The 16,631-nt window shown below is 64.2% G+C and carries 15 protein-coding genes and 1 tRNA gene; 4 read left to right on the forward strand and 12 right to left on the reverse strand.

Annotated elements, in window-relative coordinates:
• Window positions 1-299: 299 nt before the first annotated feature.
• The 3 genes from OU995_RS25965 to secA all read right to left on the reverse strand — a co-directional run bounded on the left by OU995_RS25965 (window position 300) and on the right by secA (window position 4,471).
• Complete coding sequence (locus OU995_RS25965) at window positions 300-872, reverse strand: FxDxF family PEP-CTERM protein (protein ID WP_267833053.1); 573 nt, start codon at window positions 870-872, stop codon at window positions 300-302.
• 39 nt (window positions 873-911) lie between these two features.
• Complete coding sequence (locus tag OU995_RS25970; RefSeq protein ID WP_267833054.1) at window positions 912-1,466, reverse strand: FxDxF family PEP-CTERM protein; 555 nt, start codon at window positions 1,464-1,466, stop codon at window positions 912-914.
• A gap of 248 nt (window positions 1,467-1,714) precedes the next feature.
• Window positions 1,715-4,471: a preprotein translocase subunit SecA gene (gene secA, locus OU995_RS25975; protein WP_267833055.1), complete on the reverse strand. Its 2,757-nt coding sequence runs from the start codon at window positions 4,469-4,471 to the stop codon at window positions 1,715-1,717.
• Between the two features lie 200 nt (window positions 4,472-4,671).
• Between secA and OU995_RS25980 the strand changes: the two genes are divergently transcribed.
• Window positions 4,672-5,007, forward strand: coding sequence for a DciA family protein (locus OU995_RS25980; protein ID WP_267833056.1), 336 nt, complete (start codon window positions 4,672-4,674; stop codon window positions 5,005-5,007).
• 97 nt (window positions 5,008-5,104) lie between these two features.
• On the opposite strand, the gene trhA is transcribed toward OU995_RS25980, so the two are convergent.
• The 7 genes from trhA to petA all read right to left on the reverse strand — a co-directional run bounded on the left by trhA (window position 5,105) and on the right by petA (window position 10,367).
• Window positions 5,105-5,779, reverse strand: coding sequence for a PAQR family membrane homeostasis protein TrhA (trhA, locus tag OU995_RS25985; RefSeq protein WP_267833057.1), 675 nt, complete (start codon window positions 5,777-5,779; stop codon window positions 5,105-5,107).
• Between the two features lie 289 nt (window positions 5,780-6,068).
• Window positions 6,069-6,144: transfer RNA gene (locus OU995_RS25990), tRNA-Thr, on the reverse strand.
• Window positions 6,145-6,234: 90 nt separating this feature from the next.
• Entirely contained in the window at window positions 6,235-6,792 is a 558-nt protein-coding gene (locus OU995_RS25995; RefSeq protein ID WP_267833058.1) for a ClpXP protease specificity-enhancing factor, read from the reverse strand.
• 13 nt (window positions 6,793-6,805) lie between these two features.
• Window positions 6,806-7,423, reverse strand: a complete 618-nt coding sequence (locus OU995_RS26000; RefSeq protein ID WP_058934185.1) for a glutathione S-transferase N-terminal domain-containing protein — start codon at window positions 7,421-7,423, stop codon at window positions 6,806-6,808.
• Window positions 7,424-7,546: 123 nt separating this feature from the next.
• Window positions 7,547-8,329: a cytochrome c1 gene (locus OU995_RS26005; RefSeq protein ID WP_267833059.1), complete on the reverse strand. Its 783-nt coding sequence runs from the start codon at window positions 8,327-8,329 to the stop codon at window positions 7,547-7,549.
• Window positions 8,330-8,348: 19 nt separating this feature from the next.
• The gene (locus tag OU995_RS26010; RefSeq protein ID WP_267833060.1) at window positions 8,349-9,749 is read right to left on the reverse strand and encodes a cytochrome b; all 1,401 of its coding nucleotides are present in this window, start codon (window positions 9,747-9,749) and stop codon (window positions 8,349-8,351) included.
• A 21-nt stretch (window positions 9,750-9,770) separates the two neighbouring features.
• Window positions 9,771-10,367, reverse strand: a complete 597-nt coding sequence (petA, locus tag OU995_RS26015; RefSeq protein ID WP_267833061.1) for a ubiquinol-cytochrome c reductase iron-sulfur subunit — start codon at window positions 10,365-10,367, stop codon at window positions 9,771-9,773.
• 177 nt (window positions 10,368-10,544) lie between these two features.
• On the opposite strand from petA, the gene mscL reads away from it, so the two are divergent.
• A complete protein-coding gene (gene mscL, locus OU995_RS26020) occupies window positions 10,545-10,997 on the forward strand; it encodes a large conductance mechanosensitive channel protein MscL (RefSeq protein WP_267836389.1) in 453 nt (150 codons plus the stop codon).
• Between the two features lie 120 nt (window positions 10,998-11,117).
• Entirely contained in the window at window positions 11,118-13,622 is a 2,505-nt protein-coding gene (locus tag OU995_RS26025) for a DUF1631 family protein (protein ID WP_267833062.1), read from the forward strand.
• 38 nt (window positions 13,623-13,660) lie between these two features.
• Here the strand turns inward: OU995_RS26025 and pdxA are convergent, their stop codons facing one another.
• A complete protein-coding gene (gene pdxA / locus OU995_RS26030) occupies window positions 13,661-14,671 on the reverse strand; it encodes a 4-hydroxythreonine-4-phosphate dehydrogenase PdxA (RefSeq protein WP_267833063.1) in 1,011 nt (336 codons plus the stop codon).
• Window positions 14,668-15,420, reverse strand: coding sequence for a Nif3-like dinuclear metal center hexameric protein (locus OU995_RS26035; protein ID WP_267833064.1), 753 nt, complete (start codon window positions 15,418-15,420; stop codon window positions 14,668-14,670). Before OU995_RS26035 ends, pdxA begins: the two co-directional genes overlap by 4 nt.
• Here OU995_RS26035 and OU995_RS26040 point away from each other — a divergent pair.
• Window positions 15,419-16,591: a S1C family serine protease gene (locus tag OU995_RS26040; protein WP_267833065.1), complete on the forward strand. Its 1,173-nt coding sequence runs from the start codon at window positions 15,419-15,421 to the stop codon at window positions 16,589-16,591. The genes OU995_RS26035 and OU995_RS26040 overlap by 2 nt on opposite strands.
• Window positions 16,592-16,631: the final 40 nt, after the last annotated feature.

Here is a 16,631-nt window from a genome sequence, read left to right on the forward strand (position 1 = left end):
CCGAACGATCGTGGCGCGCATTGTAGGAGCGGCCTTTGGCATTACGGCGGCAATGTGCGGGCCGGCGTCATGGCCATCGCCCGGGGCGCCCTGGCAGCGCTCAGGCGCTGCTTGGAGCGGTCCGGACATGCGGGTCGGAAACAACCGGCCAGCGGCCACTGGTGGTGCAAGAGCCGCAAGAGCCGCAGACGGGCTGACGTTTCCGATCTCAAGGCTTCGGTGGATCAGGGGCAGCAAGACCTCCGACAAAGCAAAAAGCCCCGCATGGCGAGGCTTTTGCAAGAGGTGACCGCCGTGGGTCAGTCTTTGCGGCGGCGGCGCAGCACCATGCCCACGGCGCCCAGGCCGGCCAGCATCAGGGCAGCCCCCTGCGGCTCCGGCACGGCCGAGGTGATGACATTGAAGTTGGTGGTGTAGGTGGCAGCGATGCTGGTGCCCTGAGCCAGAGCGCCACCGGCATACCCTTGCACGGTCAGCAACACGTCGCCACTCAGCCCCAGTTGGGTCAGGTTGCCGAAGCTGGTGAAGGAGCCGTCACCACCATCCAGCGTGTAGATCGGCACCTCCACGCCATTCAGCCACACGTTGCTGAAGCTGATCAGTTGGTCATCACTGGCACTGGTGGTGATCAGGCTCACTTCCACCGAGGACGTGCTGGACAGCCAGAGGTGAAAGGTGTCGGTAAAGCTGCCCGCCTCCGTGTGCTTCGCAATGCTGGCACCGGTGTAGCTGAGACCATTGGTCCCGGTCACCAGATCGACATCGAGGTCCAGCCCCTGTGCCCCCACCTGGGCCAGGGCCTGGCCGGCGGCGGTCAGGGCCACAGCGCCTGCGGCGAGCAAGGGGAGCAGACGGCGAATGAAGCGTTGCATGGGGGGTCCTCTCTGGCGCGAATCTTATTGATTGAAGGGTCAAGCCTTGCGGCGGCGCGACACCACCAGGCCCAGCAGACCGGCGGAGGCCAGTGCCAGGCTGGCCGGTTCCGGCACCTGGGTCACGTTGAAAGTTCCGGAATAACTGGCGTTGATGGCGGTTCCCGCCGCCAGACCCGCGCCAGCATAACCATGGATGGTCAACACCAGCGGCGACGACAACACCGTATTCAACAGGTTGGCGACTTCCACGCCATCCGGGTTGATGCCCAGACCGCTGCGGGTGATGGAATAGGTAACGCCGTTGATCGTGGCGGAGATGAAATCGATGTCCAGCGCCTGGGAGGTGCCGATGGTGGTCAGGCTGGCATTGAGCTTGACCAGACCACTGGCGCCGGTCAGCGTGAAGGTATCGATGAACTCACCCGCGACGGTATGCACCGACGTGATGCCGGCCGTCTGGGTGGAGCCGCTCTTGCTCGCCTGCAACGCGACGGTCTGGTCCGCCAGCACCGGCGCAGCGTGTACAGCGGTACCGACGACGCCCAGGGTGGCCAGGGCGGACACAACAGCGAGACGGGAAAGAGTGTTCATGATGTTCTGCTTCAGAGGCCCCAGACGGGCTTGGGGACGGGTCTTGCTTGGACTGTATCCACAGCCGGGGGCAAGCCGCCTCCCCGTCCTGCGGGGGGATCCCCATCCAGATGTGCGATTAATGTGAGAAAACCCACACTGAGTCACGCAGATGGGGGGAGTAGACCTCCGGTGGTGGGCTGCAAACAACAACGGCGCCCGGAGGCGCCGTTGGGGGAGTGGCCTGGGCTGGCTCAGCTCCGATCAGATCAGGCCAGCTTGCCGTGGCACTGCTTGAACTTCTTGCCACTGCCGCACGGGCAGGGGTCGTTACGGCCCACATGGCCCCATTCGGCCGGCGCACCTGCGGCCCCCTCCGCCACCTCGGGCTCCTGGGAGATGGAGCCATCTTCATTGGGGTGGGTGTAGGTGACGTTGCTGACGTTTTCCGCCCGCTCCTCGATGGCCACCGCCGCGGCGCTGGCTTCCGCCTCGCTCTGGATGCGCACCTTCAGCAGCACACGGGTGACATCGGTCTTGACCGTGTCCAGCAGTTGGGAGAACAGCTCGAAGGCTTCGCGCTTGTATTCCTGCTTCGGGTTCTTCTGCGCATACCCCCGCAGATGAATGCCCTGGCGCAGGTAGTCCAGCGAGGCCAGATGCTCACGCCAGTGCTGGTCGATGCTCTGCAGCAGCACCATGCGCATGAACGGGGTGAACTGCTCCAGGCCGACGCGGTCCAGTTTGTCCTGGAAGGCGGCATCACCGGCGGCGATGACCTTTTGCAGGATGTCTTCGTCGGTCAGCGTTTCGCTGTGCTTCAGCAGCTCGGTCAGCGGCACGTCCAGCAGCCAGTCTTCGCGCAGCACGCGTTCCAGGGCCGGCAGGTCCCACTGCTCTTCCAGGCTTTCTTCGGGCACAAAGCCACGCACCACGTCGGTCAGGGTGCCCTGACGCAGGTGGGTGATCTGGGCCAGCAGGTCCTCGGCTTCGAGAATCTCGTTGCGCTGCTGGTAGATGACCTTGCGCTGGTCATTGGACACATCGTCGTATTCCAGCAGCTGCTTGCGGATGTCGAAGTTGCGGGCTTCGACCTTGCGCTGGGCGCTTTCGATGGACCGGGTGACGATGCCGGCTTCAATGGCTTCGCCCTCGGGCATCTTCAGCCGGTCCATGATGGCGCGCACGCGGTCACCGGCAAAGATGCGCATCAGCTGGTCGTCCAGCGACAGGTAGAAGCGGGACGAACCCGGGTCACCCTGTCGGCCAGAACGGCCGCGCAGCTGGTTGTCGATACGGCGGCTCTCGTGGCGTTCCGTGGAAACCACACGCAGGCCACCAGCCGCCTTCACCTGTTCATGCAGTTGCAGCCATTCCTGCTTGAGGGGGGCAATGCGGGCATGCTTGTCGGCTTCGGTGAGGGTCTCATCGGCCTCGATGGCCGAGACCTCCTTCTCGATGCTGCCGCCCAGCACGATGTCGGTACCGCGACCCGCCATGTTGGTGGCGATGGTGATCACCCCCGGGCGGCCGGCCTGGGCAATGATGTCCGCTTCGCGGGCGTGCTGCTTGGCGTTGAGCACCTGGTGCGGCAGACCGACCTTGTCCAGCATCTCCGCAATCTTCTCGGAGTTGGCCACGGACGTTGTGCCCACCAGCACCGGCTGACCGCGCTTGTGGCAGTCGCGGATGTCCTCGATGACGGCGTTGTACTTCTCGTTGTCGGTCTTGTAGACCAGGTCCAGCTCGTCACGGCGGACGGTCGGACGGTTGGGCGGGATCACCACGGTTTCCAGACCGTAGATTTCCTGGAATTCGTAGGCTTCCGTGTCCGCCGTGCCGGTCATGCCGCCCAGCTTGTTGTACATGCGGAAGTAGTTCTGGAAGGTGACCGAGGCCAGGGTCTGGTTCTCGGCCTGGATCTGCACGCCTTCCTTGGCTTCCACAGCCTGGTGCAGGCCATCGCTCCAGCGACGGCCGGTCATCAGGCGGCCGGTGAATTCGTCCACGATGATGACTTCACCGTTCTGCACCACATAGTGCTGGTCACGGTGATAGATGTGATGCGCCCGCAGCGATGCATACAGGTGATGCATCAGCGTGATGTTGGCGGCGTCGTACAGGCTGGCGCCTTCGGCGAGCAGGCCGGTCTGCGACAGCAGGCGTTCGGCGTTTTCGTGGCCGTCTTCGGTCAGATAGATCTGGTGCGACTTTTCATCCACGGTGAAGTCGCCCGGCTCGATGACGCCCTCGCCGGTGCGGGGGTCCATCTCACCGATCTGGCGCTTCAGCCGGGGCGCCACCTGGTTGATGGCGTGGTACATCGCCGTGTGATCTTCGGCCTGGCCGGAGATGATCAGCGGGGTACGGGCCTCGTCGATCAGGATCGAGTCCACCTCGTCGATGATGGCGTAGTGCAGGCCGCGCTGCACGCGGTCCTGAACTTCGTACACCATGTTGTCGCGCAGGTGGTCGAAGCCGTATTCGTTGTTGGTGCCGTAGGTGATGTCTGCGGCGTAGGCGGCCTGCTTCTGGTCACGCGGGGCATGCGGCAGATTGATGCCAACGCTCAGGCCCAGGAAGTTGTACAGCCGGCCCATCCACTCCGCGTCACGGCGGGCGAGGTAGTCGTTGACGGTGACCACATGCACGCCTTTGCCGGCCAGCGCATTCAGGTAGACGGGCAACGTAGCCATCAGCGTCTTGCCTTCGCCGGTGCGCATTTCGGCGATCTTGCCGGCATTCAGCACCATGCCGCCGATCAGCTGCACGTCGAAGTGGCGCATCTTCAGGACACGCTTGCTGCCCTCCCGGCAGACGGCAAACGCTTCCGGCAGCAGGTCATCGACCGTCTCGCCAGCGGCGATGCGCTTCTTGAATTCTTCGGTCTTCCCGCGCAGTTGATCGTCACTCAGACCTTCGTACTGGGACTCCAGCGCGTTGATCTGCTGGACGACCTTGCGATAGGTCTTGAGCAGCCGCTCATTGCGGCTGCCAAAAATCTGGGTCAAAAGCTTGGGCAACATGAAGCTGGTGGTGTTCTTATCGTGGATACACGGAATGCCGTCAGATGAGGGCCGAGCGGTGGCATTGCAAGGGCTCGGGCCCGGCAGCATCCACGCGTAGAAAAACCCGTTGAGTTTAGCACCCGGTCTTTCCGTGTCCGGGACGGCCGGGCCGGGGTGGGCGGCAGGTGGGGCCAACTGCAAACCCTTACACTGGCGGCATGACCACCCGCTACCTGCCGCCCCGCCCCCGACCGGAGGCGCCGGATCCCATGGATTTCGGCCAGGCCCTGTCGCAGCACGGCACGCTGGCCCAGCTGGGGCAGCGCTTGCAGGCCTCCCAGCGGCATCTGGCGGCGATCAGCGTCGCGCTACCGGGGCCCATGCGGCAGTTCGTTCAGGCGGGCACGCTGGACGACAACGGCTGGACCGTGGTGGCACACAACGCTGCGATTGCTACAAAGCTGAGACATATGCAGCCCCTGCTGCTGCGCCTGCTGCAGGAACAAGGGATGCTGCTGAACGGGGAACTACGGATCAAGGTCAGGCAGTCCTGAGCTGCCGCTGCCCTTCCGGCCGTTTTGCCTGCTACAGCTGGGACGGCTATTCGCCTAATCCCCGCCTGATCCCCGCCTGATGCGCCCACTCCGCCCCTCAGCGGTAGGCGTAGAACAAGGCCGCGAAGAAATGGCACACGCTGCCGCCCAGCACAAACAGGTGCCAGACAAAATGGGCATATCGCAGCTTGTTGTCAAACAGGAAGACGATGGCGCCCAGGGTGTAACTGAGGCCGCCTGCGACCAGCAGCACCAGCCCGGGGCCGGGCGTGCGTTCGATCAGTGGGCCAATGGCAAACACCACCACCCAGCCCATGGCGAGGTAGAGCGCGGTGGACACCAGCGGGTGACGTAGCCGGTTCAGCAGCTTGATGGTGACCCCAAAGGCTGCCGCCGCCCAGACCGCAATCAGCAGGGTGAGACCCGGGCCGGTGTGCAAGACACCGAGGGTGAACGGGGTGTAGCTGCCAGCAATGAACACATAGATGGCGGCATGGTCCAGGCGCATCAGCCAGGACTTGATGCGGCCATTGGCCAGTGACGCTGGCAATGCGTGGTACAGCGTGGAGACGCCGTACAGCAGGATGCCGGTGGAGGCAAAAATGGCAGCGGCGGCCACATCGGCCATGCCACCGTGATGGAGGGCGCGAATCACGAGGATGGGCAGCGCGGCGATCGCCAGCAAGGCGCCGAGACCGTGGCTGATGGCATTGGCGATCTCTTCGCCCAGGGTCTGGGGTCGGTCCGTGAGGACACCGGTGGAATGCGACATGAAATCGGTTCTGTGGATCAGCAGTAGGTGGAGGATGCCACCGATTCTGCTGGAGTGCAGGGAGGCAGATGTTGAACCTGACCAAAGGACGCACAGGCCACTCCCCGCCTGGTGCGCTGACCAACCCCCGCCCTGGTTGATTTTCGCAATTCGAAATTTGCGAACTCCGAATCGAGGCCGACATGGACCTGCTCGATGCGATGCACACGCTGGGCCACGCTCATTCAGCAACTTGCGGGCAGAAAAGCAAAACGGGACCCCGCCAGAAGCGGGGTCCCGTTTACTTTTTTGGTGCCGGCTATCGGATTCGAACTGATGACCTACCGCTTACAAGGCGGTTGCTCTACCAACTGAGCTAAGCCGGCACACTAAAACTTGCGGTGTGGATGCCGCAGCACCAACAACGTGGGCCGCATTCTAGACGCAGTCCGATGCGGCGCCAGACAAACTCGGCGTTATTTCACCCGCTTGAGCGCAGGACGCCCTCCGGACGGGCCGCCGCTGGGGTCGTCATCCCCATCACCGTTGGGCACCGACGTCGGCGGCGAGGTGACCTCAGGCTTGGCGCCTGCCGTCTCCCCATCCGCCTCGGTGGCCAGGCGCAAGCCGCGTGGCGCCGCCGCAGCGGGTGCGGCCGCAGTGGCTGCAGGGCGGTGCGCCGCCGCCTCATCGGCCGACGGCGGCGGAAAGGCCATGCCCTGCCCGTTCTCACGAGCATAAATGGCCACCACGTGATCCACCGGCACGATGATTTCGCGCGCCACGCCCCCGAAACGCGCCTTGAACTGGATCACCTCGTTGCCGAGATCCAGATTGCTGGTCGCTTCGAAACCGACGTTGAGCACAATCTCATTGTTGCTCACGTATTCCAGCGGCACCTGCACCGTACGGTCTACGTGAACCGCGATGTAGGGCGTGAAACCGTTGTCGGTACACCACTCGTGCAGGGCGCGGATCAAATAGGGCCGCGTCGAGCTGGCAGCGGTGCCGCCGCCATCCTTGCTGTCGTCCATGCCTGGCAGTGTATTACTTGCGCATCACCTTCTCGGACGGCGTCAGCGCCTCAATGTAAGCCGGACGCGAGAAGATGCGTTCAGCGTACTTCAGCAGCGGCAACGCGTTCTTCGACATGTCGATGCCGTAGTAGTCCAGGCGCCACAGCAGCGGAGCAATCGCCACATCCAGCATGCTGAAGTCGTCACCCAGCATGTACTTGTTCTTCAGGAAGATCGGGGCCAGCTGCGTCAGACGGTCGCGAATCTGGGCGCGGGCCTTCTCCAGCTGCTTCTCGGTCGGCTTGACCGGTTGGCCACGGTTTTCCAGGATGTTGACGTTGGCAAACAGTTCCTTCTCGAAATTGAACAGGAACAGGCGCACACGGGCGCGGGCCACCGGGTCCCCGGGCATCAGCTGCGGGTGCGGGAAGCGCTCGTCGATGTATTCGTTGATGATGTGCGATTCATACAGGATGAGGTCGCGTTCCACGAGGATGGGCACCTCGTTGTACGGATTCATCAGCGCGATGTCTTCGGGCTTGGCGAAGAGATCAACGTCCCGGATCTCGAAGTCCATGCCCTTCTCGAACAAGACGAAACGGCAACGGTGCGAATAAGGGCAAGTCGTTCCGGAATAAAGCACCATCATGGCAGTGGACTCCTGATCGAAGCCTCTCGGCTTCCTCGATTTCTAACCAAACAAAAGGCAAACGCAGTGGAGCCTTGCGGCACCCACTGCGCGGGAGGACCCAGCCAGAGCTGGGTCATCGACTTACTTGACGTCCTTCCAGAAGGAGGCGTTCAAGCGCCACGCGAATACGGTAAACACCAGCAGGAACAGCACCACGACCACGCCGAGGCGGAATCGAGTCCCCTGGGCCGGTTCGCCCATCCATTGGAGATAGGCCACCAGATCGGCAACCGACTCGTCGAATTCCTGCGGCGACATCGTCCCGGGGGTCACCTGCTCGAAACCGGCAAAAACCTGCGTGACCTTGTTGTGGTCATGCGGATCCGGTCGGTCCTCGAACTTGGCGGTGCGGACACCCTGGAGCTCCCACAGCACATGTGGCATTGCCACGCTGGGGAACACGAGATTATTCCATCCCGTGGCCTTGGTATCGTCCCGGTAGTATTTTCGCAGATACGTGTAGAGGTAGTCGGCTCCCGAACCTTTGCTGCCATCCGCCTTGGCGCGGGCGATGACGGAGAGGTCGGGCGGGGCCGCTCCGAACCAGGCTTTGGCCTGCTTCGGATCGAGAGAAACCTTCATGGTTTCGCCCACTTTTTCCCCGGCGAACAACAGGTTGTTCTTGATCTGATCTTCCGTCAGGTTCAGGTCTTGCAGGCGGTTGTACCGCATGTAAGACGCCGAATGGCAGTTCAGGCAATAGTTCACGAACATCTTCGCCCCGCGCTGCAGGGCGGCGACGTCGTTCATCTTGGCGACAGGGAAGCGGTCCCAGTCCGGGCCGCCTTCATTGGCGTGAGCAGCCGGCACCAGCGCCGTTCCCAGAGCCAGGGACGTCACCAGCAAAGCGATGAGTTTTTTCATTCGTCGACTCCGGGGTGCATCAGTGCGGGTGGAAGGTGACGCGGTCCGGCACCGGTTTGAAGGTGCCCAGGCGTGTCCACCACGGCATCAGCAGGAAGAAGCCGAAATAGAACAAGGTGCCCACCTGCGAAACGAGGGTGTAGAAGTCCGACGGTGGCAGCGTCCCCAGCACGCCGAGGATCAGAAACACCACCACGAAGACGATGTAGAGACCCAGATGCCAGCCCGGACGGTAACGGATCGACTTCACCGGGCTCTGGTCCAGCCAGGGCAGGAAGAAGAGGATGACCACCGCCCCGCCCATCACCACCACACCCCAGAACTTGGCGTCGATGGCAAGCAGCAGTGCGATGCCGACAACGCCGGCACCCGCGATCACCGCCTTGATCAGCCCCGACATGCGCCCCTTCAGCAGGGTGAGGAAGACCCCCAGAGCCACCAACACGCACAGCACCTTCACCATCACATCGGTGGTGGCACGGAGCATGGAATAGAAGGGGGTGAAATACCAGACCGGTGCAATGTGTGGCGGCGTCTTCAGCGGGTCCGCTGGAATGAAGTTGTTGTATTCCAGGAAGTAGCCCCCGAACTCCGGCGCGAAGAACACGATGGAGGAGAACACGATCAGGAACAGGCCCACCGCAAAAATGTCGTGCACCGTGTAATACGGGTGGAACGGGATGCCATCCAGCGGCACGCCACGGGCGTCCTTCTTGGCCTTGATCTCCACACCATCCGGGTTGTTGGACCCCACTTCGTGCAGCGCAATGATGTGTGCGACCACCAGGCCGATCAGCACCAGCGGCACGGCAATGACGTGGAAGCTGAAGAAGCGGTTCAAGGTGGCGTCGCCCACCACATAGTCACCACGGATCATCAGCGCCAGGTCCGGGCCGATCAACGGGACGGCGGCAAACAGGTTCACGATCACCTGCGCGCCCCAGTAGGACATCTGGCCCCAGGGCAGCAAATAGCCCATGAAGGCTTCGGCCATCAGGCACAGGAAGATGGCGCAGCCGAAGATCCAGACCAGCTCACGCGGCTTCCGGTAAGACCCATACAACAGGCCCCGGAACATATGCAGATAGACCACCACAAAGAAGGCGGAAGCCCCCGTGGAATGCATGTAGCGGACCAGCCATCCCCAAGGGACGTCCCGCATGATGTATTCCACCGAGGCAAAGGCCAGCGATGCATCGGGCTTGTAGTGCATCACCAGGAAGATGCCGGTCACGATCTGGATGACCAGCACCAGCAGGGCCAGCGACCCGAAGATGTACCACCAGTTGAAGTTTTTCGGAGCGTAGTACTCCGACATATGCTCCTTGAAGAGCTTGGACGCGGGGAAACGGTTGTCCACCCACGTCATGAACCGGACGCCTGCAGGGGCGCCGGCGGGTGCTTCCTTGAATTCAGCCATGTCGTCTGCCTCGGGTCCGGGTTAAGCCTTCTTGTCTTCACCGATCAACAGCTTGGTGTCTGACAGATACATGTGGGGCGGCACCTCGAGGTTGTCGGGGGCCGGCTTGTTCTTGAACACACGACCCGCCATGTCGAAGGTGGAACCATGGCACGGGCAAAGGAAACCCCCATGCCAGTTGTCCGGCAGCGAGGGCTGCGGCCCGGACTGGAACTTGTCGCTCGGCGAGCAACCCAGGTGCGAGCAGATGCCCACCACCACCAGGTATTCCGGCTTGATCGAGCGCCACTCATTCTTGGCGTAGTCGGGAATCGGGAAAGCCTTGCGATCGGACGATGGGTCTGCCAGGTCGGAATCGTTGCTTTTCAAGGCCTGGAGCTGGTCTGGCGTACGGCGAACGATCCAGACGGGCTTGCCCCGCCATTCGACGGTGAGCTTCTCGCCGGGGGCCAGGCCCCCCACATCGACTTCGACGGCAGCACCGGCTGCCTTGGCGCGTTCGGACGGGGCGAAGGTGCTGACGAATGGGACCGCTGTTGCGACACCGCCTACTGCTCCCGCACAACCGGTGGCGATGATCCAGCTGCGCTTGCCTTTGTCCACTTGTTGGTCACTCATGAGGGTCCTTAAAGGGAACTTCTGATAGGGGGCAACCAAAGATTCTAGGCACTAAAAACTAGCTTGACTCTAAGGCGCTCTACCGATGTGCATGTGCGCACCAAGTTGACATTTGTCGTGGCGCGATCCCCGTTAGGATGCTTGGCTCAGGTCAATCAGGTCAAACAGGAGCACGGCATGGGTTTTCTCACTGAATTCCGGGAGTTCGCGGTCAAGGGCAATGTCATGGACCTGGCCGTGGGCGTGATCATTGGCGGCGCTTTCGGGAAGATCGTCGATTCAGTGGTCAAGGATCTGATCATGCCCATCGTGGGCAAAGTCGTGGGCGGCCTGGACTTCAGCAACTACTTCGTGATGCTGGGCAACCCGCCCAATAACTACACCGGCCCGATGACTTATGAGGCCCTCACCAAAGCGGGGGTGCCACTCTTTGCCTATGGCAGTTTCCTGACGGTGCTGTTGAATTTCTTCATCCTCGCCTTCATCATCTTCCTGATGATCAAGCAGGTAAACCGGCTCAAGCGGGCCGCTCCGGAAGCGCCTGCGGCACCGGCCGCACCCGCGCCGGAACCGGACGACATCAAGCTGCTCCGTGAAATTCGTGACGCGTTGATTCGTGACAAAGCGTAAAGCCCACTAGAAACGTCAGCTTTTGCGCAACGACCGTGCGTGCCCCGCCCGTTTGGGGGGCTGGCATGGACGATACTGCATGCTGTGGTGTGGTCACCACAATGCGCGCCAGATGCATTCATGAACCGTCTCAATTCCCACCTCGACGCGGCCTTGCAGCGCGTGCGCTCCGCGGTGGAACAAGCCGCCGAGCGCGGCGCCGAAGGTTTGGGCCTCGCCGCCCTGTCCGCTGGACAGGCCAAGCGGCGCGATGCCCTGTTGTCGGCTCAATTCATCTTCCGCAAGCAGCAGGCGCTGTTTTCCCAGCGTTTTGATCAGTCCATGCGCCGTCAGGCGGAGGACACCGAGGCGCCGTCGACACCGGGCTTGCAGAAGAACACCCAGTGGGATGAACTCTCGTTGATGGATGACGACCAGGTCAATGCGCTGGTCGCCGCCGACCGGATCGGTCTGGCCATCGGTCACCAGAGCGAATGGGAACTTCGGGAGGTGGATGGCTACATCGGCAGCATCCCCGGTCTGGCCGGCAAGGAAGACCGCCATCCCTTGCGGCCTCAAAACATTGCGCAGGCCTTGATCGACGGGGTGTACGCCGCCACCGACGATCACGACACCCGCCAGATCCTCATCGACGAACTCACGCGCGCCATGGCGCAGGAGATGAAGGCCTGTTATGCCGACATCGCCGGCCTGTTCCGCAGCCGCGGCTTGCGGCCGCAGGACCTGCGCGTGCGGGCGGGTGACAACTCGCGGGGCCACTCCCTGCGGGGGGGCATGGGCGGCCCGAGCGGTCACAGTGGTCATGCCCCCCTGGGCACGGACAGCCGTTACGCCACTCAGCCCGGCGCGCTGAACAGCCTCAGCGGCCAGGGTTTCCCTACGCGCCCCGGTGGCCTTCACGGCATGGGCGCCGGCATGGGGGGCCCTGGTGGCATGGTGGGGGGCCACAGTGCCCAGGGCGCGTTCCAACCGGGTTACCCGGTGGTGGGCACGGTGGACCCACAACTGATGGACCTGCTGCGCCGGCTGGCGCAGAGCCCGCTGCCCAGTCTTGGTGGCGGGATGGGTGGCGGCCTGAGCGGCGGCATGAGCGGCCCCATCACCGGCGGCATGCCGCTGGGCCAGGGCATGGGCACACCCAGCCAGTGGCAGCACTGGGAAGGGGACACGGTCGGTGCCGGCAATCCGATGCTGGAGGGGGGCGGCCCGATCATGTTGCCGCCCAACCTCATCCACATGCACCGGGATGAGCTGCGCCAGGCGGCCACCGGCTCGCTGGACCACATGGTCATCGATGTGGTGGCCGGGCTGTTCGACCAGATTCTGTCCGACCCCAAGCTGCCGCCGCAGATGTCGCAGCAGATTGCCCGGCTGCAACTGCCGGTGCTGCGTGCCGCGCTGGGGGACCGGAGCTTCTTCTCCTCGCGCCGCCATCCGGTGCGCCGGCTGGTCAACCGCATCGCCTCGCTGGCGGCGGCCTACGACAACTTCAATGAGGATCCGGGCAAGGCCTTCCTGGCCCTGGTGCGGGAACTCATCCAGGACATCGTCAGCGGCGACTTCGACCGCATGGATCTGTATGACGCCAAGCTGAACCAGCTGGAGCAGTTCATTGCAGAGCAGACGGCCCAGTCGCTCAAGTCGCAAGGCGACGCGGCCGGCCTGGTGGAGCGCAAGGAAACCGAGTTGCGGCTGCAGCAGCGCTACATGCAGCAGCTGCAGCAGGCCATGGCCAATGTGGACATGCGCGACTTCCTGCGCGACTTCCTCACCAAGACCTGGAGCCAGGTGCTGGTGCATGCCTCGCGCCATCCGGACCTGGATGCCGGGCTGGTGGAGCGCCTGCGCAACATGGGCCGGGACATTGTCCTGTCGGTCCAGCCCAAGACCTCGCCGCAGCAGCGCCAGGCCTTCCTGGCGTCGCTGCCGGTGCTGATGCGCACGCTCAACGACGGGCTGGACCTGGTTCGTTGGCCGGAGCCGGAGCGCAAGAAATTCTTCGCCGAGCTGCTGCCGGCCCATGCCGACTCGCTCAAGGGTCAGGCGCTGAGCCCGCTGGAATACAACCTGCTGGCCAAGCAGCTGGAAGCGGTGTTTGGCATTGCCCCGCCCCGGGAACAGGACCTGCCGGCCCATGCGCCGCTGGATCTGGACCTGAGCGAGCAACTGACGGATGAAGAGGCGCAGCACCTGGGTCTGGTGGACGAGCAGCAGGTGGACTGGGACGGCCAGGTGGACATCGACCTGAGCGGCGAAGAGCAAGGCCCACTGATGGCCGTGGACATCAGCATCGACGGCCTGCCCCCGGCAGAAGAGGCCCCGGAGCCTGCCGCCGGCGTATTGCTGCTGGAGCATCTGCAGCTGGGTTTTGCCTACCAGATGAACCGCGACAACAAGTGGATCAAGGTGCGGCTGGCCCACATCAGCGGTGGCCGCAGCTTCTTCATCTTCACCCACGGCGACCGCCACCACGGCACGCTGACGATGACGTCCCGCATGCTGCGCAAGATGTGCGAGGGCGGCCGCTTGCGCGCCTTCGAAAGCGCCTACCTGCTGGAACGCGCCACGGCGCGGGCGCGCAAGCAGCTGGCGGCGCTGAGCGCCAGCGTCAAAGCTGGGGCGTAGCAGGGGGCCGGCAGGAGCCCAGCAGGCCCCGGCCCGGGTCACCCGCTCAGCTGCCGCGCCATCCGGATGGCCGCCCGCATGCTGGACGGGTCGGCCCGACCGGTGCCGGCGATGTCAAAGGCCGTGCCGTGGTCCGGGCTGGTCCGCACCAGCGGCAAGCCCAGCGTCACGTTGACGCCGTCCTCCACCCCGAGATACTTCACCGGGATCAGGCCCTGGTCATGCGTCATGGCCACCACCGCGTCGAATTCCCCTGGGTGCGCAGGCGGGGCATGGCGGGCACGCATGAAGATGGTGTCCGGCGCAAACGGGCCACTGGCGTGGATGCCCAGGGAGCGCGCCTGTTCCACCGCAGGCGCGATGTGCTGGATCTCCTCATCCCCAAACAGACCGCCCTCCCCGGCATGCGGATTCAGGCCCGCCACCGCAATGCGGGGGGACGCAATGCCGGAGCGCTTCAGCGCCGCATCGGTGATGCGCAAGGTCTGCAGCACCCGCCCGGCGGTGATCAGGTCCACCGCCTGGCGCAGCGCCACATGGATGGTCACCAGCACCACGCGGAGCTGATCATTGGCCAGCATCATGCGCACCGGCGGCAACTGGCCCTGGGCATCGGCACACAGGGCCTGCAGCATCTCGGTATGGCCGGGATAGGACACCCCCGCTGCATGCAGCGCCTCCTTGTGGATCGGTGCGGTGACCAGCGCGCTGGAACGGCCTGCCTGCTGCTCCGCCACCGCCGCCTCGATGCAGCGGGCAGCGGCGGCACCGGCCACGGCACTGATCTGCCCCAGCGGCTGCCGCAGCAATCCGTCCGGCAGGCCGGAAGGCTGCCAGACCGGCAGGCAGTCGGGTGGCGGCTCGTCGGTCGGCGTGTCCAGCAGGGCCACCGGCAGCGCCAGGCCCAGCATCTCCACCGCGCGGCGAAACACCTCCACATCCCCGACCAGCCGGAGGTCCGCGCCACGGTCGGCCGCCCAGGCCCCCACCGCCACCTCCGGCCCGATGCCGCAGGCGTCGCCCATGGTGATCAACAGAGGTCGGCTCATGCTGGATTCGCAATGTCGATGAACTGGCAGGTCAGACCCAGCGTCCGGGCCACTTGCTGGCCCAGGGCCTGCACGCCGTAACGCTCGGTGGCATGGTGACCGGCGGCGATGAAAGCCACACCGGTCTCGGCCGCATAGTGCGCCTGCGGCTCGGAAATCTCCCCGGTGATGAAGACATCCGCGCCGGCCGCGATGGCCGATTCGAAGTAGCCCTGAGCGCCTCCAGTGCACCAGGCCACCCGCCGCAGCGGCCGGCCGTCCCCCATGGCCTGGACCGTGGCACGGCCCAGGCGTTGCTCCAGATGGTGGGCCAGGGATGGAAGATCGCCCCACTGCGGCGGCAACTGGCCGATGGCGCCCAGGTCCTGCTCGCCGAAGTGGCCGTCGGCCGTCCAGCCGAGATGGCGCGCCAACTGCGCGTTGTTGCCCAACTCCGGATGAGCGTCCAGCGGCAGGTGATAAGCGAAGAGATTGATGTTGTGCGTGAGCAGGCGGGACAGCCGCTGCTTCATCCAACCCACCACCCGGCCGTCCTGGCCGCGCCAGAACAGGCCGTGATGGACCAGGAGGGCATCGGCACCCGCCTCGATGGCGGCCTCGATCAGGGCCAGGCTGGCCGTCACGCCACAAACCAGGTGACGGATCTCGTCCCTGCCCTCAACCTGCAGACCGTTCGGCCCATAATCCTTGAAGCGCGAGGGTTCCAGCGTGGCGGCGAGCAGCCGCTCCAGCTCCGTGCGATGTGCCATGACAGGGTCTCAATTGCGTCAAACCTGGTTGATTTTCGCCCAGGCCACCACTGTGGCGCTGGCGGGGTATTTTGTAGTGGCCACCCTGAAGCCGGAATGGCTGCATCAGGGGCCTTCAGTGCTGGCAACCCTGCCGGCCGCCGTGGGTGCACCACCGCGCGCCGCCGTGCAGTTCAGCTATGCCGCCGCCGCACAGGCCGCCTCGCCCGCCGTGGTCGCCGTGCTGGCCAACAAACCCGCCCTCACCCAGCGCGAGATCGATGCCGACCCCTGGCTGCGTTTTCATTTCGGCCGTCGCATTCCGCAGCGCCAGCAGACCGGGCTGGGCTCCGGCGTGATCGTGTCGCCGGAAGGGTATGTGCTGACCAACAACCATGTGGTGTCGGGCGCCACCGAAATCCGGGTGCAGTTGCCCGATGGCCGGGAAACCGCCGCACGCCTGGTGGGCACCGACCCCGAAACCGATCTGGCGGTGTTGCGCATCGAGATGGCCCCTCCTCTGCCGGTCATTCATCCCGGCCGGGCCGAAGACCTGCAGGTCGGCGATGTGGTGCTGGCCATCGGCAATCCGTTCAACGTTGGCCAGACGGTCACATCCGGCATCGTCAGTGCGCTGGGCCGCTCCCAGTTGGGCCTGAGCACCTTCGAAAACTTCATCCAGACCGATGCCGCCATCAACCCCGGCAACTCCGGCGGCGCGCTGGTGGATGCGCAGGGCCGCCTGGTGGGCATCAACACCGCCATCTACTCCCGCACCGGCGGTGGCAGCCTGGGCATCGGCTTTGCGATCCCGGTCGATTCGGCCTACCAGGTGCTGGAAGCGCTGATCAAGGACGGCAAGGTCAGCCGCGGCTGGATTGGCGTCATCACCGCCGACGTGAATCCGGAAGTGGTGGAGATGATGAAGCTCTCCGTCCAGCAAGGCGTGCTGGTGAAGGAAGTCTTCAAGTCCAGCCCGGCCGCGAAGGCGGGTGTGGAGTCCGGGGATGTGGTCACCGAGGTGGCCGGCCATCCGGTGCGCACGCCGCGTGAGTTGATCAACGTGGTGGCCGCGCTCAAGCCGGACAGTCAGGTGGTGCTGCAGGTGCAGCGCGGCAAACAAAGCCTGAAGCTGCCCTTGCAGGTGGGCTTGCGCAAGCCGCTGACTGAAGACGGAACTCCGGAAGAGTGAGCCGGAAGCGTGAGACGCTAACGTGAGCCGGGCGTGCGGA

It is taken from the genome of Roseateles sp. SL47 (genome assembly GCF_026625885.1).
In the GTDB taxonomy this organism is placed as follows: Bacteria; Pseudomonadota; Gammaproteobacteria; order Burkholderiales; family Burkholderiaceae_C; genus Roseateles.

What these genes read in the sequence shown, in the direction of transcription:
- OU995_RS25965 (WP_267833053.1), bottom strand. Translation starts at nt 872, where the DNA reads ATGCAACGCTTCATTCGCCGTCTGCTCCCCTTGCTCGCCGCAGGCGCT.
- OU995_RS25970 (WP_267833054.1), bottom strand. Translation starts at nt 1,466, where the DNA reads ATGAACACTCTTTCCCGTCTCGCTGTTGTGTCCGCCCTGGCCACCCTG.
- secA (WP_267833055.1), bottom strand. Translation starts at nt 4,471, where the DNA reads ATGTTGCCCAAGCTTTTGACCCAGATTTTTGGCAGCCGCAATGAGCGG.
- OU995_RS25980 (WP_267833056.1), top strand. Translation starts at nt 4,672, where the DNA reads ATGACCACCCGCTACCTGCCGCCCCGCCCCCGACCGGAGGCGCCGGAT.
- trhA (WP_267833057.1), bottom strand. Translation starts at nt 5,779, where the DNA reads ATGTCGCATTCCACCGGTGTCCTCACGGACCGACCCCAGACCCTGGGC.
- OU995_RS25995 (WP_267833058.1), bottom strand. Translation starts at nt 6,792, where the DNA reads ATGGACGACAGCAAGGATGGCGGCGGCACCGCTGCCAGCTCGACGCGG.
- OU995_RS26000 (WP_058934185.1), bottom strand. Translation starts at nt 7,423, where the DNA reads ATGATGGTGCTTTATTCCGGAACGACTTGCCCTTATTCGCACCGTTGC.
- OU995_RS26005 (WP_267833059.1), bottom strand. Translation starts at nt 8,329, where the DNA reads ATGAAAAAACTCATCGCTTTGCTGGTGACGTCCCTGGCTCTGGGAACG.
- OU995_RS26010 (WP_267833060.1), bottom strand. Translation starts at nt 9,749, where the DNA reads ATGGCTGAATTCAAGGAAGCACCCGCCGGCGCCCCTGCAGGCGTCCGG.
- petA (WP_267833061.1), bottom strand. Translation starts at nt 10,367, where the DNA reads ATGAGTGACCAACAAGTGGACAAAGGCAAGCGCAGCTGGATCATCGCC.
- mscL (WP_267836389.1), top strand. Translation starts at nt 10,545, where the DNA reads ATGGGTTTTCTCACTGAATTCCGGGAGTTCGCGGTCAAGGGCAATGTC.
- OU995_RS26025 (WP_267833062.1), top strand. Translation starts at nt 11,118, where the DNA reads ATGAACCGTCTCAATTCCCACCTCGACGCGGCCTTGCAGCGCGTGCGC.
- pdxA (WP_267833063.1), bottom strand. Translation starts at nt 14,671, where the DNA reads ATGAGCCGACCTCTGTTGATCACCATGGGCGACGCCTGCGGCATCGGG.
- OU995_RS26040 (WP_267833065.1), top strand. Translation starts at nt 15,419, where the DNA reads ATGACAGGGTCTCAATTGCGTCAAACCTGGTTGATTTTCGCCCAGGCC.
- OU995_RS26035 (WP_267833064.1), bottom strand. Translation starts at nt 15,420, where the DNA reads ATGGCACATCGCACGGAGCTGGAGCGGCTGCTCGCCGCCACGCTGGAA.